Here is a 24680-nt window from a genome sequence, read left to right as displayed (position 1 = left end):
ACCGTGGCGCGGCACTGTCTCGCTAGTGGCTGCGGTCGAGGGCATTCAGAACGACGGATGCCGCACGAGCCACGAGCGTGTCGTCGAAGGCCGCTTCGGGATCGTTCCGCGACGTCAGCACCGTGATGATGATGGGGTCTCGTTCGGGTGGCGTGACCAGAGCGATGTCGTTGCGGATCGCACCGGCTCCGCCGGACTTGTCGGCGACAGTCCACCCGTCGGGAGCACCGGCCCGAATGAGGGCGTCTCCCGTGCGGTTGTCGCTCATCCAGTCGATGAGCAGCGTCTTGTCAGCCGTGGAGAGTGCGGCGCCGTCGAGGATCGTCGCGAGCGATGCCGTGAACGCGGCCGCCGTGGTGGTGTCCTCCGTACTGCCGGGTTCGATGGTGTTGAGCGTCGGTTCGTCATTGGCGACCTCGGTGGTCGCGTCGCCCAGGCTCTCAAGAGCGCCGTCGAGGGCGGCAGGCCCACCGATGCGGTCGAGGATGAGGTTGAGAGCGGCGTTGTCACTGAATCGAACCGCGGCTTCGGCGAGCTGTGCGTAGGTCAGGCCGCCCTCGACATACTGCGAGGTCACTGGGGCGTGGCCGGCAGAAGCCGCTTCCTCCGCTGTCCAGCGGACGAGCTCGTCGCGGTCCGGGCCGTGCACCGAGCGGAGGAACTCTGCGGCGGCGAAGACCTTGACGGTCGACGCGAAGCCGAATCGGCGATCGCCGCCGTACGAGACGGATTCGCCGGTGGCCGTGTCGAGCGCCACGACGCCGATACTCGCCTCGTACTCCTGCTCGAGGCCGACGAGCTCCTTCTCCACGACGGAGTCGAGGTCGAGGTCGAGGTCGGGCACGGTGACCGTCGGGGTGCCGGCATCGGATTCGGAGGGCGCTGACGTCGCGTCGGCGCAGCCGACGAGTGCTGCCGCAATCAGAAGACAGCCGAGGGCAAGCGGCAGAAGGCGGCGCATGTCCTCAGGCGCTCCTGAAAGCGCCGAGCGGCGCGAGCTCATCCACGCTCTCGACGAGCTCGAGGAACAGCAGCGGAACGACGTGCATCACGGATTCGTAGAGCAGGGAATTCATGCGTCGGGCCACCCACTCGTGACCGCGTGCACCGCGAGACGCAGAGTCTCGTTCTCGGAGTCGACGCGCACCGTCTCGGAAGGCAGCGCGCGTTCGGTCATGATGCCGGTCGTCACTGTCGAGAGGAATCGGGCTCGCGCCGCGATCCCTCCGGCAGGGATCGCGCCTTCGTCGACCAGGGCGCTCAGCCACTGCTCGATGCGGTGGCGCCCCATGCGATCGAGAGCGAGATAGGTGGCGGCTTCATCCTCGGATGGCGCGGTAGCCACATACGCCTCGTAGAGGGCGCCCCACTGCTCCCTGGCGCGAGCGCCGACGCCGACGTGGCTGAGCAGCATCTGCAGGCATGCGAGGAGCCGCTCGTGTGGAGTCAGGGAGTGGTCGTTGATCGGATCGTCAGGAATCTCCAGGTCGTACATCGCCGCGATCACCGTCTCGATGAGCTCCCGCTGGGTGGGGAAGAAGTGCCTCAGAGAGCCGGTGCTCACCTGGGCGCGGGCGGCAACAGCGCGCACGCTCAGGCGCGCCGTGGGGTTCTCTCCGAGCATCGTCGCCGCGGCGATGAGGATCTTCGAGCGGGTTCCCGGTTCCTTCGATTCAGCGTTCATTTCCGTCCTCCGCGTGACACCTGTCTGTCACAGTGTGCTACCTTAGCACCTCGTTGCTATCACGCTGTGCTAATCGAAAGGGGATGGACGAGATGGGGATCGCGAACTGGCGCAGTCGACGTGTCCGTGCCGGATCAGGAGAGCCGCTGCGGCGATACCGCTGGTGGCAGATGTTCGGCCGATCGTTGCGCTCGATCACGCTGAGATCGGCAGATGGCAGAGCATCCATCTATGCCGTCGATGTCCGCCACGCGGGCGACATGAGCGACGGCGAGGTCCGCGCCCGCCTCTACGTCGACGGAGCGCTGCAGTCGTACGCGAAGATGCCCACCCGTTTCGCGGTGCCGGGCGGCCACATCGAGGTGGCGATCACCGGTTTCGGGCTCAAGCGATGCCACTATGTGCGAGCAGACGGTACGGAACAGCAACTGTCACCCGATCCGCGATCGGCCGAAGGGCGTCGCGCCCGCCTGCACCAGCAGCATCCCGGAGTGAGTCAAGCGATCGGCATCCTCTCCGTTCTGTTCGTCGTCGTCGGCCTCTGCGTCGAGGTTCCCCAGATCGTCGAAGCCCTCTCGCAGATTCCCCCGATCGCGGATTCGATCGGTAGCTTCACATCCCCCATCCAGCTCCCACTCCACATCAATCTGCTCGTCGGGCTTGCAGCTGTCGTCGGCAGCACGGAGCGGGCACTGCGGATGCGATCGAGCTGGATCGATGAACTCGCCAGCTGACACCCCACGAAAGGAATCACCATGATGACCCGCTCTCCGATACGCAGCCGAGGGAAGAACGACAAGCGACGGCGATGGGTGACACCGGGCATCGCCGCGACCGCGGCCGTATCGCTGCTGGTGCTGGCCGGGTGCACCGCTGCGACGCCGGACGACCAGGGAGGCTCGACCGAGACCGGTCTCGAGCAGTTCATGGCGCAGAAGCTCGACTTCGGGCCCTGTGACCCCACGATCGTGGGTTCTCAGCCTGACGTGCCGGAGATCATCGATGCGGCAGAGAGCGCCGAGTGCGCCATGCTCACGGTGCCGATGGATCACGAGGATATCCAGGGGGAGACCATCGACCTGGCCGTGACCCGCATCGCCGCCACCGGCGACGACCGCATCGGCTCGGTCGTCCTGAATCCGGGCGGGCCCGGCGCTCAGGCGACGACCTTCGCCCCCTTGGTCGCCGCGCTGTGGACGGGCGGTCGCATCACCGAGCGCTTCGACATCGTGGGCTTCGATCCTCGGGGCGTCGGTCTCAGCCGTCCGGCGGTCGACTGCTACACCGACGAAGAGCGAGACGCCGATGTGCCCCTCGCGGCGCTCGGAGAGTGGACGGAAGAATCGGCGCGCGAGATCGTCCACAAGTGCGCACAAGGCACGGGTAGTGAGGAGGTGCTTGCGCACCTGGGAACCCGCGACACCGCCCGCGACATGGACGTCCTCCGCTCCGCACTCGGCGATGACAAGCTGACGTTCGCGGGTGCGAGCTACGGCACACGTCTGGGATCGGTATACGCCGAGATGTTCCCACAGAACGTCCGCGCGCTCGTCCTCGACGGCGCGGTGGACCCACTCATGAACACCGGAGAGCGCAGGGTCCAGCTCAGCGAAGGGCTCCAGGCGTCGTTCCAGCGCTTCGCCGACTACTGCGCGACCCAGGCCGAGTGCCCTCTCGGTACCGATCCGGCACGGGCGACGACCGAGGCGCAGGAGCTGCTGCGACCGCTTGTCGATGAGCCACTGATCGCCGCTGACGGCCGTGAGGTCGGCTTCCTCGCTGCCGGTGAGGGAATCGTCGCCGGGCTCTATTCCGAAGCGAGTTGGCCTGCGATCATCGCCGGGCTGTCGGAGCTGCAGGCAGGGCGACCGGATGCCCTGCTCGCACTTCGAGACGGATCCTATGGACGCTCCGAAAGCGGCGAGTACACGAACTCGTACGAAGCGCTCTTCGCGATCAACTGCCTCGACGAAGAACGCTTCACCGCCGAGGAGATGGCGCAGCTCGGCGAAGACCTCAACGACGCCGTGCCGTTCCTCGACCCGGGAACTGATCCCGCCACTCAGGACGGCTGCGAGTACTGGCCCGGTGAACCGACACTCGGCTACCCCTACGCGACCGACATCGACGGACTGCCCGAAGTGCTGGTCATCTCGGCCACCGGAGATCCCGTGACACCGCACGAGGGCGGCATCAGCCTGGCCGACACGCTCGGTGCGCGGCTGCTCACCGTCGACGGCAACCAGCACGGCACCGTCATCTCACGCAACGAGTGCATCGACGGGATCGTCGCCGACTACCTCGTCGACCTCGAACTGCCAGATGACGGAGCACGCTGCGCTCTGTGATCTCGCAGTTCTTCAGAGGCTGGTAGGTGCGGTGCTCCTCGAAGATCCCGCGTCAGTGAGGACGGCGCGCGCGGCCCGCTCGCCAGACGCGAGAGCGCCTTGAATCGACGCGGTGTCTCGATGGTCGCCCGCGATGTACAGACGCTCGGCGTAGCGCGGGTATCGCGGTGCACCGAGGGGTGCCGGCTGTGCAGGTAGCGCGTGTTCGATGTCATCGCGCCGTATCAGCTCCCACGCGCTGATGTCTGCACCCCAGATCTCACTCAAGTGGCGGCGGACGTCGTTCTCCGCGGCTGGATCACCACCGCGCGGCAGCAGGCAAGTCGCGGCGATGAGGTGGCGACCGGCCGGGGCGTACGAGGGCACGGTGTGCGTCATCACGACGGTGTTCACGACGGGCCCGCGGTCGCTGCGCCCGTCGACGGTGAGCAGCGCGGACTTGGTCGGTGGTTCGGCAGCGGCGAACCACCATGTCTGCAGGCCGTTCGTCGCGGGAACGGGAAGCGCGGTGAGACCGGCGACATCACCGGGGCCGACTGCGACGACCACTCGACCAGCGCTGACGGAGTCGCCGTCGGTCAGTTCCACGCGGATGCCGTCTCCACGCGCCGAGATCCGCTCCGCTCCGGCACCGAGACGGATGTCAGCACTTGCCGCGCGTGCGTGCGTGGCAAGCTGCTCCGGGACCGCAGCGATTCCTTGTGCGGGCAGGCCAGGGCGGCCGAGCGCGAAGTACCTCACGAGCAGTCGGGCGAACGCGTTCGACGTCTCGCCGCGCCTCTCTGCCAGGACCCCGGCGAGAAACGGTTCGAGCACGGCGGTGCGGAGCGGGCCGCGGAGCCCCACGGCATCCCAACCATCGCGCAGGGTGACATCGTTCCGGGCGAGACGCGAGAGCGAACGCACCAGAGCCGGCGTGGCCCAGCGTGCCAGCGCGACGGCATCTCGACCGTTCACCAGACCGCTGCGCAGCGACGTGCCGATGGACAGCGGGTGCCGCAAGGGATGCCGCAGCTCGGCCATCCCATCCCGCGTGCGCACGCGCACACCGACCGGGAAGCTCCCCAGCGCGAGCGTGTCGAGATCGACGCTGCGGCGGAGCGCCGGGTAGGCCGGGTTGAGCACCTGAAAGCCGCGATCCAGCCGGAAGCCGTCGACGATGTCGGTGCGCTGACGCCCTCCGACGGCATCCGCGCTCTCGAGGACGACGACGTCGAGCCCGCGTGCGGCGAGCAGTCCGGCGCAGCGGAGACCCGCGAGTCCGGCACCGATCACGATCACGTCATGCATTCTGGATCACTTCCCCTCGGCGGTTCGCCGAGCACGATCAACAGAGTGCGCAGCGTCCGCTCCATGGCACCAGCGTACGACGGGATGCGGTGGAGCGGATGCCCGCACGGAGTCGGCGCCGACCGCGCGCTGGCGGCCTGCTGTGCCATGGTCGGAGGACGAGGAAACCGCATCCGACCGCATATCCAGCGCTGCCAGATATCCCCAGGCTTCACGCGGATCCAGTCCAGATCAGCAGCCGCAGATCTCCACCTCTAGGGCGATGGGCGTACATCGCCGGTCTGATGCCCAGACGCCGCGCCCGCGAATACGGTCGAGAGCATGCCCTCCACCACAGTGATCCCCTGCAGGCTCATACCGCTCGTCATCGTGGCTGTGGCGGCCCTGGCGCTGATCGTGGCTCCGACCCCAGGCAGCCTCAGCGTGGTGGGTACGAAGTGGCTGAGTTCTCTCGGCCTGTCCGTCCCGCGAGTCGACCTCGTGTCCGAGATCACGCTGGTGCTTCTCGCGCTGGCTGCGGGCTCGGCGATTGGCCTCGTCTGGTGGAAGCACCCGGAGCAACGGCCGCGCGCCGCGGTCGCATCGATCGGCGTCGTGCTGGCGTACATCACGAGCGAAGGACTGAAGGTGCTGTTCGCGCAGCCACGGCCATGTTCTCGCTGGGTGACGGCGGCGGAGTGTCCGCCGGCAGGGGACTGGTCGCTGCCGTCGAATCACGCCACCCTCGCTTTCGGAGCAGTGGCTGTGGTGTCTGTGCTGCTTGGCAGAGCGACAATCACGTGGGTGATGATCGGCTTCGCTGTGCTCGTTGCGATCGGACGAGTCTTGGAAGGTGTGCACTACGTTCACGATGTCGCGATCGGCGCTCTCCTCGGCATGGGGCTTCCCGTCCTGCTGACGCTCGTGTTCGACGCCGATGCGGAAACGGTCGGCGTTTGGAACGAGCGGCCGTTACCCACACCTACGAAGGTAAGTGTGGGTAGGGCGAGAATCACCCGGCATCTGACGCGGAACTAGCGAGATGGAAGCTGCGCCCGAGATGAGGGGACAATGAGTATGAGTCAGTCACAAGCCATAATCCGCGCTTCCAAGTACACGCTCTGCGGGGCATTCGTCGTTGTTCTGGGTGTTGTGATGACCGTCGTCTTCGCTCTGCAGCCATGGCGGTCGTGCCCGGAAGACGACGTCGCTGCGGGGTGCGTTGCGCTTCCCCAAGATACGGCGGGGATGATGCTGGGGCTGGTTGTCGTCGGCGGAGGACTGGTGCTGTTGTTTGTCGGCGCGCGACGACGCCGACAAGAGTGACCGGCCACCGAACGGCGTGAAGTTGCCACTTCTTCGCAGCGGCCGGACTACTCGTCGAAGCGGGCACCGGCGGGGCGTGCGCTCAGCAGCGTGAAGACGAGGAGCACGATGGCGCCGACGATCGGGACGAAGACGATGAAGAACCACGCGCCGCTGCGATCGGTGTCATGGAGTCGCCGCCATGTCAGGGCAAGTGCGGGAATGAGGATCGCGGTTGCGTAGATGAGGAATGCCGCGCCGACCGGGCTCGCGAACGCGAAGGCACCGCCGGACGCGAACGGAGAGAATACGTCGATGGGACGAGACGTCCATTGTGGGTCGATCAGCGATCCGACGAGATTGAAGGCCGCGGCGACGAGCACGTTCGCCAGCACCCACCACCAGTACTCGCTCCGGCTGGCCCGTCCGCTGAACGTCGCGTACTTGCGGAAGAAGCGCGAGACGGCTTGCGGGAACGAGGCCCCGTAGAGCGGATCACTGAGCGTGATCTGTGTCGTCGTCATACCAGGAACCTATCCATGAACGTCTGCTGGCGCACCGTGCGGGGTCACGACGGCACTCTCTGTCTCTGCACATAGCGAGACCACCGCCGCATGTCCACCGGCGGTGGTTCTCAGTCCGAGAGGCGGCTGCGGTCACCCTTAGGTTCGTCTGATGCATGCACTCGTGTACGGCATCGGCGTTCGATCCCGGCCCTCCGTCTTCATTTGTGACAGCGTGTGCGGGTGAGGCGCGATCTGCGTCTTCTCCCCATCGCCGGGGCGGCATGGGTGGTCGCGCTGCTCGGCGCGTTCATTCCTGTCTCGGCGGGGTGGTGCGCGCTCGCCGGGGGCGTCGGGGCGGCCATGGTGCTGGTGGTGATGCTGAGGCGCTCTGTCGGCCAGCCATCGGCGGCGGGCGTGGCGCTCGTTCTGCTCGCAGCTGTGGCGGCGGTGTCGATCACTGTCATGGTCGCGATGCCCGGTCGCGACAGCGCGGCGTCGTGGGATGGGCGCGTGGTCGAGGTGACGGGGGAGGTCACGTCGTCGGCGTCGGTGGGTCGGGACGGTCGACTGTGGATGGAGGTGCAGCTCACGGGCATCGGGTCGCCGGGGTCGGTGCGGGCGGCGTCGGCGCCGGTGCGGGTCGGCATCGACCCGGCTGACGGGTTCGACCTCGGTGCGACGCTCAGGGTGAAGGGCGAGGCGGCGGCGACGGATCCGGGGGAGAGGTCGGCGCTCGTGGTGTTCGCGAGCACGGCATCGGTCGAGGTTCCGGCATCCGGGGTGTTCGCGGTGGCGGCCGATATGCGCAGCGACTTCATCGAGCGGTCCACACGTCTCCCCGAACCCGGAGCAGGGCTGCTACCGGGGCTCGCGGTCGGTGACACCCGCGCAGTGTCGACCGAGCTCAACGACGACATGCGCACGAGCGGGCTGAGTCACCTGACCGCGGTCTCCGGAGCGAACTGCGCCATCGTCGTCGGCGCCGTCTTCTGGCTTGCCGCGCTGTGCGGGGCCGGACGAGTGACCCGGGTCGTCGCGGCCGCCGTCGCCCTTGCGGGATTCGTCGTCCTCGTGACGCCGGAACCCAGCGTGATCAGGGCCGCGGTGATGGCCGGCGTCGCGATGCTGTCGTTGCTGCTCGGTCGGCCGAGCGCCGGGGCCGGAATGCTGGCGCTCAGCGCGAGCGGCATACTCATCGCCGACCCGTGGCTGGCCTCCACTGCGGGGTTCGCGCTGTCGGTCGCCGCCTCGGGCGCGTTGATCATGCTCTCGCCGTCGCTCGCGCGCGGCCTCGCACGGTGGATGCCGCAGCCTCTCGCTCTGGCGATCGCGGTGCCGACGGCGGCGCAGCTGGTGTGCGGTCCTGTCATCGCTCTGTTCGCCGAGCAGCAGTCGCTCGTAGGCCTGGCGGCCAACCTGCTGGCCGCGCCCGCAGCACCCATCGCCACCATCATCGGTCTCCTCGCGTGCCTCGCGGCTCCGGTGCCTCTGCTCGCCGACCTCCTGGCGGCCTCCGCCTGGCTGCCGGCCGCCTGGATCGCTCATACGGCCGGCATCACCGCCCGGCTTCCGTTCGCGCAGGTACCGGTGGTTCCCGGGGTCGCAAGCGCGGCTCTCGTCGGCATCGTCAGCGCGGCGGCCGGGGTGATCCTGGCCGACGGATGCCGTACACTCCCGATCGTCAGAGGCGCTTCCGCATCCGTTCTCGCTGTGGTGCTCGCCCTGGGCGGCGCCCACGTGGTTCTCAACGGGCCACTCGCGAGCGCGACCAGCCCGGACGGGTGGTCGATCGCCGCCTGCGATGTCGGCCAAGGAGACGCGCTGCTCGTCAGGTCTGAAAACCGGATCGCGCTGATCGACACGGGCCCGGAGCCGGAGCCCTTGGCCGCCTGTCTGCGCAGTCTCGGCGTCGAGCACATCGACCTGCTCGTTCTGACTCACTTCGATCTCGATCATGTCGGCGGCATCGAGGCCGTGCAGGGCAGAGTCGGTGAGGTGCTGCACGGTCCGCCGGGGGAGAGCGGCGACGAGCGGACGCTGCAGCGCTTCGCCGACGGCGGTGCGACGGTCACCCTCGCCGGGGCGGGGATGCAGGGCGAACTCGGCGCCGCAGCGTGGCAGGTGCTGTGGCCGCAGCGTGGTTCAGAGGTGTTCCCGCCGGGCAACGACCAGAGTGTGGTTCTCGAGGTCGAAGGCGGCGGGGTGCCGCGGTCGCTCTTCCTCGGCGACCTGTCGGCGGAGGCTCAGCGGATGCTGGTGCGCACCGCGCATCTCAGAGGCGACTACGCGGTGGTCAAGGTGGCGCATCACGGCAGCGGTGATCAGGACTTCCCGCTGTATCAAGATCTGCGCCCGGTCATCGCCCTGTTCAGTGCCGGCGTCGACAACGACTACGGGCATCCTCGAGCAGAGACTCTCACGTCGCTCGAGGCTGCCGGTGCTCGGGTGCTGCGCACCGATCAGCAGGGCCGACTCCTCGTCGGTCTCGATGGTGATGAGCTGCAGCTCTGGACGGAGAGACAGCCGCCCTGACGACGAGGGCGACGTCGGCGGCCCCCGGTAGTCTGGAAGCATGGCTGCTTCTCGTACCCCCTCCCGCGGCGGAGCGAAGGCAGCCAAGATCGCGCAGGTCTCCTGGCGCGAGCCGCGACCGGCTCCCGTCGTGCTCGTGTTCGGCCCCGAAGAGGTCTGCGCAGAGCGCGCGATCGCCGGAGTGCGCGACTATCTCCGCACCGAAGACCCGGCGCTCGAGGTGACCGATGTCCGCGCTGACGACTACGCACCGGGCACCCTCCTTTCGCTGACGTCGCCGTCGCTGTTCGGCGAGCCCCGTCTCGTACGCGTGTCGGGAGTCGAGAAGTGCTCGGACGCCTTTCTGCAGGAGGCCGTCTCCTACCTGGATCACCCCCAGGAGGGTGCGACGGTCATCCTCCGGCACACCGGAGCCAGCGTTCGAGGCAAGAAGCTGCTCGACGCAGTGCGCGCGGGCACCGGCGACGGCATCGAGATCCCGTGCCCGGCGATCAAGCGCGACGGCGATCGCGTCGACTTCGCCGCGGGGGAGTTCAAGGCGGCCAAGAAGCGGATCGCACCGCCTGCGCTGCGCGCCCTGGTCTCGGCGTTCGCGGATGACCTCACCGAGCTTGCTGCGGCATGTCAGCAACTGATCGTCGACGTCGAGGGCGACATCACCGAAGACGTCGTCACGAAGTACTACGGCGGGCGCGTAGAGGTGTCGGCCTTCGTCGTCGCCGACACGGCGATCGCCGGCCGTTACGGCGAGGCACTGGTCGCGTTGCGGCATGCGCTCGCATCCGGTGCTGATCCGGTGCCCATGGTCGCCGCCTTCGCGATGAAGCTGCGCACGATGGCGCGCGTCGCCGGCAACCGCGAACCCAGTCGTCAGCTCGCCCAGCGGCTCGGCATGAAGGACTGGCAGGTCGACCGCGCGCGGCGCGACCTCGCCGGGTGGAACGAACGATCGCTCGGCATGGCCATCCAGGCGACGGCTCGCGCCGATGCCGAGGTCAAGGGCGCGGCGCGCGACCCGATCTTCGCGCTCGAGCGCATGCTCACGGTCATCGCGACCCGTCAGCCGTTCGGCGAGTGAGCGCCACCGCGGTCGCGCGGCACCGTCACTGACATCCTCGCTTTCGCGATGTCGAAAGAGCACCGTCATGCCTGCCCGACGTGTCGCGGTGTGCATCGAGAGCACGCGAAAGAGCCCGCCCCGCGAACGGGACGGGCTCTTGTCACACCGTCAGGCGTGGAATCAGCTCAGAGAGCGGAGACCTGCTTGGCGATGGAGGACTTGCGGTTCGCAGCCTGGTTCTGGTGGATGACACCCTTGCTGACGGCCTTGTCGAGCTTGCGGGAGGCGGCCTTCAGAGCCTTCTCGGCTGCAGCCTTGTCACCGGAGATGACAGCAGCGCGCGTCGCGCGGATGTGCGTCTTCAGCTCGCTCTTCACGGCCTTGTTGCGCTCGTGAGCCTTGTCGTTGGTCTTGTTGCGCTTGATCTGCGACTTGATGTTTGCCACGTGTGGACGCTTTCTGTACGGAGTTGTTAGGAAATGCCGGCAGAAGAAGAGGGCTTCCACTCGGCGGTCGTGAGGGAAGAACCCACACGCAAGCCAAGAACCAACTCTACCAGCATCCGGCCGGTTCACCCTAAACGGGGCGATGCCCCCTTTTGCGGGTGCAGCGTGAGTGCATGCGGGTGCACAATCATCAGTATCCCGACACTCGCGTCGCGACATCGACGGCAAGGAGCGACATGAGCCCCGCCCTCCCACCTGTCTCGCCGGTGCCCGGCTCGCGCAGGGTCGGACCACGATGGATGACCGTGTTCACCCTCGCCTGGCTGGCCATCTGGACGGTGCAGCTCACGCCCGTGCAGCTTCTGCTGCCCCTCCAGCTCGACACCGCGGAGGACGACTGGATCAGCGGCGTCATCTCCTCGGGTTTCGTGCTCGGCATCGGCGGTCTCGCCGGCATCGTCGCAGGACCCGTGGCCGGCGCCCTGTCAGACCGAGCACGTGTCGGGCGTCGACGCCGGCGCCCGTGGGCGATCGGCGGCGTACTGGTCACCGCGGTTTTCCTGGTCGTCACAGGCTTCAGCGAGGGCCCCTGGGCTGTGGGGACCGCATGGGTCGGAGTGTCGATCGGCGTCTCGGTGTCGTCTGCCGCCTTCACCGCGCTGATCGCCGATCAGCTTCCGACGACGCAGCGCGGTGCGGCAGCCGCCGCCGTCGGATCGAGTCAGGCCGTCGGGATCGTCCTGGGTGTCGGTCTCGTCGTGCTCCTCGGGCTCGGCATCCGGGATGGATATATGCTGCTCGCCGCCGTGATCGCCGTCGTCGGGACGTCCGCGGCGCTGCTTCTTCCCGATCCGCCTGCATTCGCGGGCTCGTTGTCGGGCAAGCGTGACCGTCGTCTACTGGCATCATTGCGCGACCGGGACTTCGCCTGGATGCTGTCGGGCCGCCTCGTGACCAACATCGGCAACGCGCTGGGCACCGCACTGTTCCTCTTCTTCCTGCTGCACGGGTTGCATCAGGAGACGACGGTGGCGCAGGACAATCTGCTGCTCCTGATCGTGGTCTACACGCTCTTCGTGGTGCTCGCGTCGGTGTTCACAGGCCTGCTGTCCGACCGCACCGGCAACAGACGCACGCTTGCGATCCTGGCCACGTTCGTGCAGGCGGCCTCGGGCGTCGTGATCGCCGTCGTGCCGACATTCGAGGCGACGATGGTCGCGGCGGCGCTCATGGGGCTCGGCTATGGTGCGTTCTCGACCGTCGGACTCGCCTTCGCCGCCGATCTGCTGCCCGACGAGAAGGATCACGCACGAGATCTCGGAATCGTCTACGTCACCGCAGCACTCGGTCAGCTCATCGGCCCTGTGCTCGGTGCGGGTCTCGTGGCGCTGGTCGGCGGGTTCTGGCTCGTGTTCGTCGTCGCCGCCGTGCTGTCGGTCGTCGGCGGTGGGCTCACCGCTCTCGCGCGGCAGCCTGCTCGGGATCCACTGCCGCAGTCGTAGCTCCGGACTCGATGGTCGCGACGGCCAGACGCAGCACGGCGTTGAAGATCTGCGGCCGCATCGCGGTGACGAGATGCGTGGTACGAGGCACGACGATCAGCTCGGCGTGCGGCGCAAGCCTTCGGAAGAGGGCTTCGTTGACCCGCAGCTGGTCCCACTGCCCGTTCACGAACCACAGCGGCACGCGGATGCGGGCGACGGCCGTGGCGAGATCGAGGGTGGCGAGGTTCCCGAGAGCCGTGTCCTGGGTGTCCAACGCGTAGCCGCCCGCTGCGAAGTCTCCGCGCGTCTCGATCGGGATCGTCGCCGCGAGGAACCTTCGCGTGAGCCACATCCCACGGTCCGGCAGTCGATCTACGGCACGAGCGAAGACCCGGTAGGCCGCAAGGCCGGCACCCTGGGGGAGCGAGGTGCACGACGCAGCCACCAGCCCGGCGATCTTCGGCGCCTCGGCGCCCCCGACGTAGGCGAGCGAGAGCAGGCCGCCCATCGAGTGCCCGACGAGCAGCACAGGCCCTCGCGTGGCGGCATCGCGCACGGCGACGTCGATCGTGTGCAGCGCCTCGTGCAGGGTGAAGTCCTCGTTCATCCGCGTGCCGTGACCGGGGAGATCGACGGCGACCGCGGGAATGCCCTGCTCGTCGAGGAACTCCAGCTGCGAACGCCACATCGTCGCGGACGTGCGGATGCCGTGCACGAAGACGATCTGGACGCTCACGCCTTCAGCATAGAGAAAAGCGGGGCCGGTGGATGGACCACCGACCCCGCCGCGAAGCACTGACGAGTCAGGCTCCGAATGGATTACTTCTCGTATCCCACGTTCTCCACCGGCGTGATGCCGAAGAGGTCGAGGCCCACGTAGGGCTCGGGCGTGAGGTTGGCGAGGCCTTCCTTGACGGTCCAGATCTCCGGGCCGTTGAGCACCGGGATGACACCCCAGGTCTTCGCGAAGATCTCGGACTCCATCTCCATGGCCTTCTTGGTCTGCTCGACCGGGTCGGAGATCGTCTCGAGCTCCTCGTGGATCATCTTGTCGATCTCCTCGGTGCCGGTACCCGAGAGGTTCAGGCCGCTGTCCGAGCAGTACAGCTGGCAGAACCAGGCAGCACCGAACGGGTCGGACGACGTGAAGTTGAGGAAGAAGATGTCACCGTTCTGCGTGGTGTAGTCCTCTGCGAAGTCGGCCGACGGACGCTGGTCGATGACGACCTCGACACCGGCCTCCTTCAGCTGAGCCTGCACCGCGAGCGTGCGGGCACGAGCGGTCTCGGTGTCGGAGTGGTTCGGGAAGACGAGCGACAGGCGCTGGCCGTCCTTCTCGCGGATGCCGTCGGCACCGGCGACCCAGCCGGCCTCGTCGAGGAGCTTGTTGGCTCCTTCGACGTCGCCGTCCTTGCGGCCGGCCTCTTCCAGCGCGTTGACGTAGTCCGGCTGGAACGAGAACAGCGTGAGCGAGCCGGCAGGCTCCTCGGTGTAGTTCAGACCGTTGAAGACGATGTCCTTGACCTGCTCGATGCTGATCGCCTCGAACACGGCCTTGCGGACCTCGAGGTCCTCCAGCACGGGGTTGGTCGAGTTCAGCGTGAAGATCGCGTTCGCGGTGGCCTGACCCTTGTAGGTCTTGACGCCCTCGAGGCCCTCGACCTGTGCGAGCAGCTCGGCGCTGCCGGTCTCGGCCATGTCGACCTCGCCGTTGCGCAGGGCGTTGACCGCCGCGGTCGGCTCCATCTGGATGAAGGAGACCTTGTCGAGCAGCGGAGCGTTGCCCCACCACTTCTCGTTCGGGACGAGTGTGACGACGCCGCCGGTCTTGTCGAAGTTGTCGACCGTGTAGGGGCCAGCACCCCACTCGGGGTGCCAGTCGCCGAGGAAGGCGGTGTTGAAGAGCTCAGGCGTGTTGACTGCAGGGTGCAGCAGCTGCGAGTAGACCATCTCGGGCCAGGCGAACTCGCCCTTGAAGGTCACGACGACGTCGCGGTCGTTCTCGCCGGCCTCGACGGACTCGATCTCCTTCCAGCCGTCGGTCGCGTTGGGCTGGTACTCCTCGTTCTCGCCGCTGTTGGCTTCCCAGGTGGCTTTGAACGCGGAGACGTCGATCGGGGTTCCGTCGTTCCAAACGGCCTTCTCGTTGACCTTGAAGTGCAGGACGGTCTTGCCGTCTTCGACGCCGAAGGAGTAGTCGTCGAGATATGCGTCGTTCTTCTTGACGGTGCCGTCAGGATCCATGAGCAGGATCTGCGGGCGGAACCACGTCGCGATCTGGGTGACGCGAGCGTCGCCGTCGCTGTGGAAGTAGTTCAGCTGCTCGGCGATGTTCGAGACGGGGATGCGCAGCTCGCCGCCCTCTGCGAGGTTCTCGCGGGGCTGCGGGTTGTAATCCGCGCCTTCGACCGTCTGAGCTTCGCCTTCGCCGCTGTCGCCGCCGCCGTTGCCTGCCGGTGCACACCCGCTCATGACGAGTGCGAAGGCGGCGCCGAGAGCAGCGATGCCCATCAGCTTCTGATGCCGTTTCATGGTACTCCTTAGTGCCTGTCGGCCTTACTTGGGATAGGGGCAGACTAACCCCGCAACTCGCGGGCGAAACCCCAGGGACACGGAACCGTTACCGGACTGTGCACATCGATGTACGGGTCAGCTGGCGGCGACTGCCTCGGCGTCGAAGCCCTCGACGGGGAGGATGATCCGCTCGCGCGTGCGCTCGATGTCGGGGTCGGGAATCGGGATAGCCGACAGCAGCGCCTTCGTGTACGGATGCTGAGGATCGTCGAACACCTGGTCGACGTCACCGTGCTCGACGAACGAACCCTTGTACATCACGGCGACCCTGTCGGCGATGTGCCGCACGACCGCCAGGTCGTGTGCGACGAACAGGTACGACAGACCGAGCTTCGCCTTGAGTTCATCGAGCAGGTTGATCACGCCGGCCTGGATCGAGACGTCGAGCGCCGAGACGGGCTCGTCGAGCACCACGATCTTGGGGTTCGTCGAGAGCGCTCGGGCGATGCCGATGCGCTGACGCTGCCCGCCGGAGAAAGCCTGTGGGAAGCGATCGCTGTGCGCGGGGTCGAGGCCCACGAGCCCCATGAGCTCTTCGACGCGGTCGAACACGTCGTCCTTGCTCATTCCGATCGCGAACATGGGCTCGGCGATGATGTCCCAGACCGTCATGCGCGGGTCGAGTGCCCCCATCGGATCCTGGAACACGATCTGCAGGTCGCGACGGAGCTTGCGCTCCTCCGCACGGTTCTTGATGTCGGAGACGCTCGTGCCGCCGATCCTGATGTCGCCGTCCTCCTGCTCGACCAGGTCCATGATCTGCAGCAGCGTCGTGGTCTTGCCGCTGCCCGACTCACCGACGATCGCGAGGGTCTCACCTTGGCGGATGTCGAAGCTGATGCCCTTGACGGCGTGCACCTCGCCGACCTTGCGCTTGAAGAAGGCGCCCTTCATCAGCGGGAAGATCTTGTTGAGGTTGACCGCCTCCAGCGTGATCGGACGATCCTGGCGTGGGACCTTGGCGAGCGTGCTCTCGGGAATCTCGGGGATCGGGAACACCGGCAGGCCGCCGATCTTCCCATCGTCGTCGATGTCGTTCGCGCGGATGCAGGCGACCGAGTGATCGGAATGGCCGTCCGTGGTGATCGGCAGCAGGTCGGGCTCGCGCTCACGACATGCGTCGATCGCGATGGGGCAGCGCGCCGCGAACGGGCACGCATCCGGCAGGTTGATCAGCAGAGGAGGGTTGCCCTTGATCGGGATCAGCGGCACCTTCTCGGTCTTGTCGACGCGGGGGATCGCTCCGAGGAGGCCGATCGAGTACGGCATCCGGGTGCGGTAGAAGAGCTCGCGCACCGGCGCATGCTCGACCGGCTTGCCCGCGTACATCACGAGCACATCGTCGGCGGTCTTCGCTACGACGCCCATGTCGTGGGTGATGATCATCATCGCGGCGCCGGTCTCCTCCTGCGCCTTCTCCATGAGCTCGAGGATCTGCGCCTGGATGGTGACGTCGAGCGCGGTGGTCGGCTCGTCAGCGATGATCAGCTTCGGATCGTTGGCCATGGCGATCGCGATCACGACGCGCTGACGCATGCCGCCCGAGAACTCGTGCGGGAACGCCTTCATCCGGCGCTCCGCCTCGGGGATCCCGACGAGCTTCAACAGTTCGACCGAGCGGTCCCATGCCTCCTTCTTCGACAGCCGACGGTGCACCGTGAGCGCCTCGATCAGCTGGTCGCCGATCGTGAAGACGGGGGTGAGCGACGTCAGCGGATCCTGGAAGACCATGGCCATGCCGTTGCCGCGGATCACCGAGAGCTGCTTGTCGGACTTGCCGAGCAGCTCCTGGCCGTCGTAGATGATCGAGCCGGTGACCTTGGCGTTGTCGTCGAGCAGGCCCATGATCGCGAGCGAGGTGACGGACTTGCCCGAGCCGGACTCGCCGACGATGCCGAGCGTCTTGCCCGCTTCGAGATCGAATGAGACGCCGCGAACGGCGTCGACGCGACCCGCTTCGGATGGGAAGCTGACCTTGAGGTCGCGGACGGAAAGGACAGTACTCATGCGCGACCTCCAGCCGCCGAGGTCGGATCGAGGGCGTCGCGCAGACCGTCGGCGATGAGAGCCATCGAGACGGTGAGCAGCGTCAGTGCCGCCGCGGGGAAGTAGAACAGCCACGGAGCACTCACGAGAGTGCTCGAGCCGTAGCCGATGAGTGCGCCGAGTGAGACGTCAGGCAGCTTCACACCGAACCCGAGGAACGACAGGGCGGTCTCGGTGAGCACCGCTGAGACGACGCCGAGGGTGAAGTTGATCACCAGCAGCGAGCCGATGTTCGGCAGCATGTGGCGGATCACGATCCGCATGCCCGACAGACCCGCGTAGCGTGCGGCGTGGACGTACTCGCGCTCGCGGATCGACAGCGACAGCGTCCAGATCACGCGCGCGGGGAAGAACCAGCCGACGACGAAGATCATCACGAGCGAGATCACGAGCCAGTTGCCTCCGGCGTCGTTCGAGATCATCGCGAGGATCAGGAAGTTCGGCACGACCATCATGAAGTGGATGATCGCGAGCATGATCCGCTCGTACCGACCGCCGAAGTAGGCGGCGGTGGCGCCGATGAGCGCCGAGACGACAGTGGTGCCGATCGCGACCAGCGCGGCGATCATCATGGAGCGCTGAAGACCCACGGCGACCTGGGCGAAGTTGTCGTTGCCCGATCCGTTCGTCCCGAACCAGTGCTCGGCCGACGGGCCCTTGCGCAGCGCGAGGAAGTCGAGGTCGGTGTGCGAATAGGGCGAGATCAGCGGGCCCACGATCGCGAACACCACCAGCAGGGCGAGGATGACGACGCCGATCAGCGCGCCGCGGTTGCGCATGAAGCGACGCGTGTAGAGCGTCAGCATCGAGGTGCGCTTGCGGTTCTTCGGCTTGTCTGCGATTTCGGGGGAGACCCCGATGCTTTCCAGAGCCATCAGCTCACCCGCACTCTCGGATCGAGGACGACCACGGCGATGTCGGCGAGGATCGCACCGATCGCCGTCATCAGGGCGCCGAACGCCGCGACCGCGACGACGCCGTGGATGTCGTTGTTGTTGAGGGTCTGGATGAAGTAGCGACCCATCCCGTTCCAGTTGAAGATCGTCTCCGTCAGCACCGCACCCGTGAAGACGGCGGGGATGGTGAATGCGACCTGCGTCGTGACGGGGATCAGTGATGTCCGCAGCGCATGCTTGCGGATCGCCTGCTGCTTGGTCAGGCCCTTCGCCCGCGCGGTGCGCACGTAGTCGGCCTTGATGTTGTCGAGCAGCAGAGATCGCTGCAGGAAGTGGATGCCCGCATAGCCCGTCAGCACGAGGGCCAGCGTGGGCAGTGTCAGATGTTGCAGCACGTCCACGAGGACGGGGAAGAAGCCCTCCACCCCCTGACTCGACGAACCCACCACGTAGAAGACGGTCGTGCCGACGGCGTTGTTGAAGTTGATCGCCAGCAGGACCAGAGCGAAGCCGGCGACGACGGTCGGGATGTTCATCGTGATGATGCTGGTGCCCTGACCGATCCGGTCGGCGAGCTTGTACTGCCGCGATGCGGTGTACACGCCGAGGGCGATGCCGAGGATCGTCGTGATGATCGTCGCGCCGAGCACGAGCTCCGCACTGATCCAGACGCGGTAGGCGACCTGCTCGTTGATCGACTCGCCGGTCGGGCTGAGTCCCCAGTTCCAGTGGAAGAGGATGTTGGAGAACCAGGTCCACCACCGCTCGATGAGAGGCACCGACTCGCTGAGGTTGCGAGGACCCAGCAGGCCGTCGATCTGATCGGCGGAGAGAGGCGGACGCCGCCCCACGTAGTTGTTCTCCGGGTCGAGGTACAGCCACGCGAGGAAATAGGTGATGTTCGTCGCGATGACGATCATGAGCACCCAACCCAGCAGGCGGCGCAACAGATACTTGATCAAGGTGATGATTCTTTCTCTTTTACAGGCGCGCGCGGGATCCGCCGACGCAACGCTGAGCCGGGAAGACAGTCAATCACCATCAGCCGATCTGCGCGACACGACGCCTCCACGTGGTCTGTGACGGAGTCTTGTCGCTCACGGGATCCGGTGTCACGGATGGCTCCCGGGCAACCTCGGCAGAATATCACCGGATCGGACGAAGTGAGCATTAGTCGCGCCTCACCGTAGAATCGTCAGGACATGTCACCACGCGCCCTCACCCCGCTTCAGCCTGCCGCGACGCCTTCGGTGCAGATCCGCAATTTCTGCATCATCGCGCACATCGACCACGGCAAGTCGACGCTCGCCGACCGCATGCTCCAGATCACCGGCGTGGTCTCGGATCGAGACATGCGCGCGCAGTACCTCGACCGCATGGACATCGAGCGCGAGCGCGGCATCACGATCAAGAGCCAGGCCGTGCGGATGCCGTGGGAGATCGATGGCGAGACCTTCGCGCTCAACATGATCGACACCCCGGGTCACGTCGACTTCACCTACGAGGTGTCGCGCTCTCTCGCCGCCTGCGAGGGAGCCATCCTGCTCGTCGACGCCGCGCAGGGAATCGAGGCTCAGACTCTCGCGAACCTCTACCTGGCGCTCGAGAACGACCTGCACATCATTCCGGTGCTGAACAAGATCGATCTGCCGGCCGCCGACCCCGATAAGTACGCGAAGGAACTCGCCTCCCTGATCGGCGGTAAGCCCGAAGACGTCCTGCGCGTCTCGGGCAAGACCGGTGTGGGCGTCGAGGAATTGCTCGATCGCCTGGTCAAGGAGATCCCGGCTCCGGTCGGAGACGCCGATGCGCCCGCTCGCGCCATGATCTTCGACTCCGTCTACGACGCCTACCGCGGTGTGGTCACCTACGTCCGCATGATCGACGGCAGCCTGTCGCCCCGTGAGCGCATCCAGATGATGTCCACGGGCGCGACCCACGAGGCGCTCGAAGTCGGAGTCTCGAGTCCTGAGCCGGTGCCGTCCAAGGGGCTGGGCGTCGGCGAGGTGGGTTACCTCATCACCGGTGTGAAGGATGTCCGCCTGTCGAAGGTCGGCGACACCGTGACCACGGCACGGAAGCCCTCGACCCAGGCGCTTCCGGGGTACACGGATCCGAAGCCCATGGTCTTCTCGGGCATCTATCCGATCGACGGCAGCGACTACGCCGACCTTCGCGAGGCGCTCGACAAGCTGAAGCTCTCCGACGCCTCGCTCCAGTACGAGCCGGAGACCTCGGTCGCCCTCGGATTCGGGTTCCGCTGCGGATTCCTCGGACTCCTGCACCTCGAGATCATCACCGAGCGTCTCGAACGCGAGTTCGGGCTCGACCTCATCACCACCGCGCCGAGCGTGATCTACGAGGTCCACACCAGTGACACGGGTGAGACCGTGACGGTGACCAACCCGAGCGAATACCCCGACGGCCGCATCGGCTCGGTGTCGGAGCCGATGGTCAAGACAGCGATCCTCCTGCCGAAGGACTACGTGGGCACCGTGATGGAGCTCTGCCAGTCCCGCCGAGGGACGCTGCTGGGCATGGAGTACTTCTCCGAGGAGCGCGTCGAGCTGCGCTACACGATGCCGCTCGGCGAGATCGTCTTCGATTTCTTCGATCAGCTCAAGTCCAAGACGCAGGGCTACGCCTCGCTCGATTACGAGCCCGCCGGACAGCAGGAAGCGGACCTGGTGAAGGTCGACATCCTGCTGCAGGGTGACAAGGTCGATGCGTTCAGCTCGATCGTGCACCGCGACAAGGCCTACGCGTACGGGACGCTGATGACGGAGCGTCTGCGCAAGCTGATCCCTCGCCAGAACTTCGAGGTGCCGATCCAGGCCGCCATTGGCGCCAGGATCATCGCCCGTGAGACGATCCGGGCGCTGCGCAAGGACGTGCTCGCCAAGTGCTACGGCGGTGACATCAGCCGAAAGCGCAAACTCCTCGAGAAGCAGAAGGAGGGCAAGAAGCGCATGAAGATGGTCGGTCGCGTCGAAGTGCCGCAGGAGGCGTTCATCGCCGCGCTCTCCGGCGACGTCGAGGGCAAGGAAAAGAAGTAGAGTCCCACGAGCCGGGCGTCCTCGGCGCGTGGGGGTGATCGTCCAGGGAACGGGAAGTAGGCTGGAACTCATGCGGCGCGGGACTTTCCGAGACGACACGGTTGACTATGCGGCCGTGGGTGCAACCCACGCGCCCGATCTGATGCAGTACCCGCCGGAGCGCAGCATCCCGGCGGAGAACTCCTGGCGGATCGGCAGCGGTCTCGAGCGCTTCCAGTCTGCGGGAGAGGCACTGCTCACCTGGACGGCGCAGCGCGCCTCAGGGCTCAGCGTCGAAGACGTGCGTCCTGCTCCGGGGCCCGCCTACGCGGGCGTGAGCTTCGATGTCGAGGGCACTCCGATCGCCCCGAGCAAGCACGATGTCGAACAGCGCTTCGATGCAGAGGGCACTCCGTTCGCGGGTCCGGGGATGACCCTGCGCCTGCACGGCCGAGTCGCCGGCATGCGAGCGGATGCCGAGCTGCGCGTGATCTCCGTGACCGAGGAGAAGCGCCGGATCGGTTTCGTGCTCGGCACCGTCGGCGGGTCCGTGGTGCGCGGCGAGGAGTCCTTCGACATCGACTGGCGTGAGGACAACGACGAGGTCTGGTTCTCGGTGCGAGCGTTCGACGCGCCGAACTCGCTGCTCTACCGCGTCATCCCGCCTCTCGTGAAGCGCCGCCGCCGCGAGCTGTTCGCACGCTACCTGCGAGCGATCTCGCCGCTCTACGCGACTCCGGTCTGATGGCCGCACTTCTCTGATGGCCGGCCCGCTTCCCCTCGGCGACCCGGCACCGGCCGACGGCCGTCTTCCCTCCGATCTGTCGATCGACCCCGCTGTGCCCTTCTCCGCGTACCTGCACGTCCCGTTCTGTCGGGTGCGCTGCGGCTACTGCGACTTCAACACCTACACCTCGGGAGAGCTCCGCGGCGCGAAGCAGGAGGATTACGCCTCGACACTGATCACGGAGATCGACCTCGCCAGGCGAGTGCTTGCGGATGCCGGCACGCTGCGCCCCATGGACACGGTCTTCTTCGGCGGTGGCACGCCCACTTTGCTGCCGGCGGGTGACCTCGCCCGGATGCTCGACGCCGCGACAGACGCGTTCGGGCTCGTCGACGGCGCCGAGGTCTCGGTGGAAGCCAACCCCGATACGGTGACGCCCGAGGTGGTTCGAACCCTCGCGGCCGCCGGGGTCACGCGGCTGTCGATCGGCATGCAGTCGGCGGTTCCCCATGTGCTCGCGGCCCTCGATCGCACCCATCGGCCCGAGAACGTGACGACCGCTGTCGCAGCGGCCAAGGATGCGGGTCTCGCAGTCAGCGTCGATCTGATCTACGGAGCTCCGGGGGAGTCGCTGGCGGACTGGGAGGCGTCGCTCGATGCGGCTCTGTCACTCGACTCGGACCATATCTCGGCCTATGCGCTGATCATCGAGGACGGCACCAAGCTCGCCCGTCAGATCCGGCGGGGCGAGGTGCCGAGGCCCGACGACGACCTGCAGGCCGATATGTACGAGCTCGCCGACGCGCGTCTCGCTGCGGCGGGCTTCGACTGGTACGAGATCAGCAATTGGTCTCGCAGCGTGGATCAGCGCTCGCGACACAACCTCGCGTACTGGCGGGGCAGCGACTGGTGGGGTTTCGGTCCCGGCGCGCACAGTCATGTCGCCGGTCTGCGCTGGTGGAACGTCAAGCATCCGGCCGCGTACGCTCAGCGCCTCGCGGCCTCGGAGTCTCCGGCAGCGGGCACCGAGCGACCCGACGAGGAGTCCACGATGCTGGAGCGGGTCCTCCTGCTCAGCCGCATCCGCGAGGGGATCGCGGTTGCCGACCTGCGACCGGACAAGCGCGCCCGCGTCGCCGGCCTGATTGCGGACGGCCTCGTCGACCCCGCCGCCGCTGTGCGCGGACGAGTTCAGCTCACTCTGCGCGGTCGACTGCTCGCCGATGCCGTGGTGCGCGAACTCACCGACTGAGCAGAGAGAGAATCGATAGAGCAGAGACGCGCGTTACGGAAGCAGGTCGAGCGCTTCCATCCGACGCTGCGGCACCGTGGTGCTGTCGGTGTCGAACAGGCGCGTGTTCCGCTCCGTGCCGAAGACCGGCCATCCGGGATCGCCGGTTTTGATGAAGGAGATCCACGCGGCGTGCATCTCGTCGGCGAGTCGCTGCGGGGCATCGGCACCCGCGAGGCGCTGCGCCTCGGAGTCACCGAGACGATCGAAGACGAAGCCCAGCTCGAGTGCGTGCGCGGCACGCAGGTCGCGAACCGGACTCTGCCACGCGAACTCGTAGACGTAGGTCGGTGCCGTGCGCGCCCTGGCGAGCGTGGTCAGTGGCCCTCGCAGCATGATGTCGGTCGCGAGCTGGCCGAAGATCTCGCCCGTGGTCGCGCCGGGGAAGGCCGACCGATAGGCGGCCACCGCTCGGCGGGGGATCCGCAGGGCGAGTCGTCCGAGCAGCAGTTTCATCCTGCTGATCCCTGCGAGCATGGCAGGAGGGAACCAGAGCCGGTACTCGTCGGTGTTGCTCCCGATCAGGAGCGGCACATCGGTGCCGGCGAGGACCTCGTGCGGTGACCGAGGGAGAGACCCGGCATCCACCGCGAACTGGAACCCGGGGGCGCCACCGAGCGGAGACGACCCCGCGGCCTGCTGGCGCCGTGCCTCCAGCAGCCGCTCGGGGGAGACCGCGGCGAAACCCGCTCGGTCGGCTGTGACGCCGAGCCGCTTCGCGAGCTGGGCGGTCACGCGGCCGGCCTTCTTCTCGGTCTGCGCTGCGAGAGGCCCGGACTCGATGATGGCCCGCGCGATCTGCGACCGAGACGACTCGTTCGCAAGGAGTCCCGCGACGAGCGCTCCGCCCGCGGACTCGCCCATGACCGTGATCTGCCCGGGGTCACCGCCGAACGCGGCGATCTCGTTGTGCACCCAGGAGAGGCCCGCCGCGGCATCCTGCAATCCGAGGTTCCGGGGAGCCCCCTCGAGCACGGAGAATCCTTCGGAGCCCAGGCGGTAGTTGATCGAGGCGAAGACGATCCCGGCGCGGGCGAAGCCGGCGCCGTCGTACAGCGGCATCGCCGCGGTGCCCCGTTCGAGAGCGCCGCCGTGGATCCAGAGGACGACCGGGGCGCGGTCGGCATCCTGAGGCGCCCAGATGTTGACGGAGAGGATGTCGTCGCCGGGGATCTCGACCGAGCCCAGCAGCTCGCCGATGGCACCGGGGTACGGAAGCTGAGGCGCGGTCGGCCCGAATGCCGTGGCATCTCGGATTCCGTCCCAGGGCGGTGCTGTCTGAGGCTCGCGGAAGCGGTTGGGCCCGAAAGGCGCCGCCGCGTACGGGATGCCGAGGAACCGGCGGACGCCGTCGACCACCTCGCCGCGCACGATTCCGGTGGACACGGCGACCTGTGGGGCGACACTCATGGGCTCATCGTATGGCGATCAGCATGTGGTCGGCGTCGGCGGGTAGAATTGGCACTCGTAGCCAGTG

20 protein-coding genes are annotated in these 24680 nt (G+C 67.0%); 9 read left to right on the top strand and 11 right to left on the bottom strand.

Annotated elements, in window-relative coordinates:
• Window positions 1-22 precede the first annotated feature (22 nt).
• Window positions 23-961 (bottom strand): class A beta-lactamase, encoded by a 939-nt coding sequence (bla, locus tag FIV50_RS10225; RefSeq protein WP_181164197.1) that lies wholly within the window; start codon window positions 959-961, stop codon window positions 23-25.
• A gap of 111 nt (window positions 962-1072) precedes the next feature.
• The gene (locus FIV50_RS10220; RefSeq protein ID WP_140037344.1) at window positions 1073-1684 is read right to left on the bottom strand and encodes a TetR/AcrR family transcriptional regulator; all 612 of its coding nucleotides are present in this window, start codon (window positions 1682-1684) and stop codon (window positions 1073-1075) included.
• A gap of 92 nt (window positions 1685-1776) precedes the next feature.
• On the opposite strand from FIV50_RS10220, the gene FIV50_RS10215 reads away from it, so the two are divergent.
• Together FIV50_RS10215 and FIV50_RS10210 are read left to right on the top strand one after the other, a co-directional pair.
• On the top strand, window positions 1777-2418 hold the full coding sequence (locus FIV50_RS10215; protein WP_140037343.1) for a hypothetical protein: 642 nt from the start codon (window positions 1777-1779) through the stop codon (window positions 2416-2418).
• A gap of 24 nt (window positions 2419-2442) precedes the next feature.
• Window positions 2443-4032: an alpha/beta hydrolase gene (locus FIV50_RS10210; protein WP_140037342.1), complete on the top strand. Its 1590-nt coding sequence runs from the start codon at window positions 2443-2445 to the stop codon at window positions 4030-4032.
• Between the two features lie 12 nt (window positions 4033-4044).
• On the opposite strand, the gene FIV50_RS10205 is transcribed toward FIV50_RS10210, so the two are convergent.
• A complete protein-coding gene (locus FIV50_RS10205) occupies window positions 4045-5322 on the bottom strand; it encodes an NAD(P)/FAD-dependent oxidoreductase (protein ID WP_140037341.1) in 1278 nt (425 codons plus the stop codon).
• 321 nt (window positions 5323-5643) lie between these two features.
• Here FIV50_RS10205 and FIV50_RS10200 point away from each other — a divergent pair, with 321 nt between their 5' ends.
• Entirely contained in the window at window positions 5644-6339 is a 696-nt protein-coding gene (locus FIV50_RS10200; protein WP_140037340.1) for a phosphatase PAP2 family protein, read from the top strand.
• A gap of 335 nt (window positions 6340-6674) precedes the next feature.
• Here the strand turns inward: FIV50_RS10200 and FIV50_RS10195 are convergent, their stop codons facing one another.
• Window positions 6675-7130, bottom strand: coding sequence for a DUF805 domain-containing protein (locus FIV50_RS10195; RefSeq protein WP_140037339.1), 456 nt, complete (start codon window positions 7128-7130; stop codon window positions 6675-6677).
• A 222-nt stretch (window positions 7131-7352) separates the two neighbouring features.
• Between FIV50_RS10195 and FIV50_RS10190 the strand changes: the two genes are divergently transcribed.
• Together FIV50_RS10190 and holA are read left to right on the top strand one after the other, a co-directional pair.
• Entirely contained in the window at window positions 7353-9644 is a 2292-nt protein-coding gene (locus tag FIV50_RS10190; protein ID WP_258184211.1) for a ComEC/Rec2 family competence protein, read from the top strand.
• A gap of 40 nt (window positions 9645-9684) precedes the next feature.
• Window positions 9685-10722: a DNA polymerase III subunit delta gene (gene holA / locus FIV50_RS10185; protein ID WP_140037337.1), complete on the top strand. Its 1038-nt coding sequence runs from the start codon at window positions 9685-9687 to the stop codon at window positions 10720-10722.
• Window positions 10723-10889: 167 nt separating this feature from the next.
• On the opposite strand, the gene rpsT is transcribed toward holA, so the two are convergent.
• The gene (gene rpsT, locus FIV50_RS10180; protein WP_042537672.1) at window positions 10890-11150 is read right to left on the bottom strand and encodes a 30S ribosomal protein S20; all 261 of its coding nucleotides are present in this window, start codon (window positions 11148-11150) and stop codon (window positions 10890-10892) included.
• 236 nt (window positions 11151-11386) lie between these two features.
• On the opposite strand from rpsT, the gene FIV50_RS10175 reads away from it, so the two are divergent.
• Window positions 11387-12652: an MFS transporter gene (locus FIV50_RS10175; RefSeq protein ID WP_140037336.1), complete on the top strand. Its 1266-nt coding sequence runs from the start codon at window positions 11387-11389 to the stop codon at window positions 12650-12652.
• On the opposite strand, the gene FIV50_RS10170 is transcribed toward FIV50_RS10175, so the two are convergent.
• The 5 genes from FIV50_RS10170 to FIV50_RS10150 all read right to left on the bottom strand — a co-directional run bounded on the left by FIV50_RS10170 (window position 12603) and on the right by FIV50_RS10150 (window position 19112).
• Window positions 12603-13370, bottom strand: coding sequence for an alpha/beta fold hydrolase (locus tag FIV50_RS10170; RefSeq protein ID WP_140037335.1), 768 nt, complete (start codon window positions 13368-13370; stop codon window positions 12603-12605). The two genes, FIV50_RS10175 and FIV50_RS10170, sit on opposite strands and share 50 nt — an antisense overlap.
• An 83-nt stretch (window positions 13371-13453) precedes the next feature.
• Window positions 13454-15166, bottom strand: a complete 1713-nt coding sequence (locus FIV50_RS10165; RefSeq protein WP_140037334.1) for an ABC transporter family substrate-binding protein — start codon at window positions 15164-15166, stop codon at window positions 13454-13456.
• Between the two features lie 117 nt (window positions 15167-15283).
• On the bottom strand, window positions 15284-17215 hold the full coding sequence (locus tag FIV50_RS10160; RefSeq protein ID WP_140037333.1) for an ABC transporter ATP-binding protein: 1932 nt from the start codon (window positions 17213-17215) through the stop codon (window positions 15284-15286).
• Window positions 17212-18129 carry an ABC transporter permease gene (locus FIV50_RS10155; protein WP_181164196.1) on the bottom strand — a complete coding sequence of 306 codons (918 nt, stop codon included), beginning with the start codon at window positions 18127-18129 and terminating at the stop codon, window positions 17212-17214. The genes FIV50_RS10160 and FIV50_RS10155 overlap by 4 nt, the downstream gene beginning before the upstream one ends.
• Complete coding sequence (locus FIV50_RS10150) at window positions 18129-19112, bottom strand: ABC transporter permease (RefSeq protein WP_140037332.1); 984 nt, start codon at window positions 19110-19112, stop codon at window positions 18129-18131. Before FIV50_RS10150 ends, FIV50_RS10155 begins: the two co-directional genes overlap by 1 nt.
• 240 nt (window positions 19113-19352) lie before the next feature.
• On the opposite strand from FIV50_RS10150, the gene lepA reads away from it, so the two are divergent.
• The 3 genes from lepA (at window position 19353) to hemW (ending at window position 23164) form a co-directional block, all read left to right on the top strand.
• The gene (gene lepA / locus FIV50_RS10145; RefSeq protein ID WP_140037331.1) at window positions 19353-21206 is read left to right on the top strand and encodes a translation elongation factor 4; all 1854 of its coding nucleotides are present in this window, start codon (window positions 19353-19355) and stop codon (window positions 21204-21206) included.
• A gap of 70 nt (window positions 21207-21276) precedes the next feature.
• Window positions 21277-21930 carry a DUF1990 family protein gene (locus FIV50_RS10140; RefSeq protein WP_140037330.1) on the top strand — a complete coding sequence of 218 codons (654 nt, stop codon included), beginning with the start codon at window positions 21277-21279 and terminating at the stop codon, window positions 21928-21930.
• Window positions 21931-21946: 16 nt separating this feature from the next.
• The gene (gene hemW, locus FIV50_RS10135) at window positions 21947-23164 is read left to right on the top strand and encodes a radical SAM family heme chaperone HemW (protein ID WP_140037329.1); all 1218 of its coding nucleotides are present in this window, start codon (window positions 21947-21949) and stop codon (window positions 23162-23164) included.
• A gap of 33 nt (window positions 23165-23197) precedes the next feature.
• Here hemW and FIV50_RS10130 read toward each other — a convergent pair whose 3' ends face one another.
• Window positions 23198-24613, bottom strand: coding sequence for a carboxylesterase/lipase family protein (locus FIV50_RS10130; protein WP_140037328.1), 1416 nt, complete (start codon window positions 24611-24613; stop codon window positions 23198-23200).
• Window positions 24614-24680: the final 67 nt, after the last annotated feature.

The sequence above is a fragment of the Microbacterium foliorum genome (assembly GCF_006385575.1).
GTDB lineage: Bacteria > Actinomycetota > Actinomycetes > Actinomycetales > Microbacteriaceae > Microbacterium > Microbacterium foliorum_B.
This window is presented reverse-complemented; position numbering and strand designations above follow the sequence as displayed.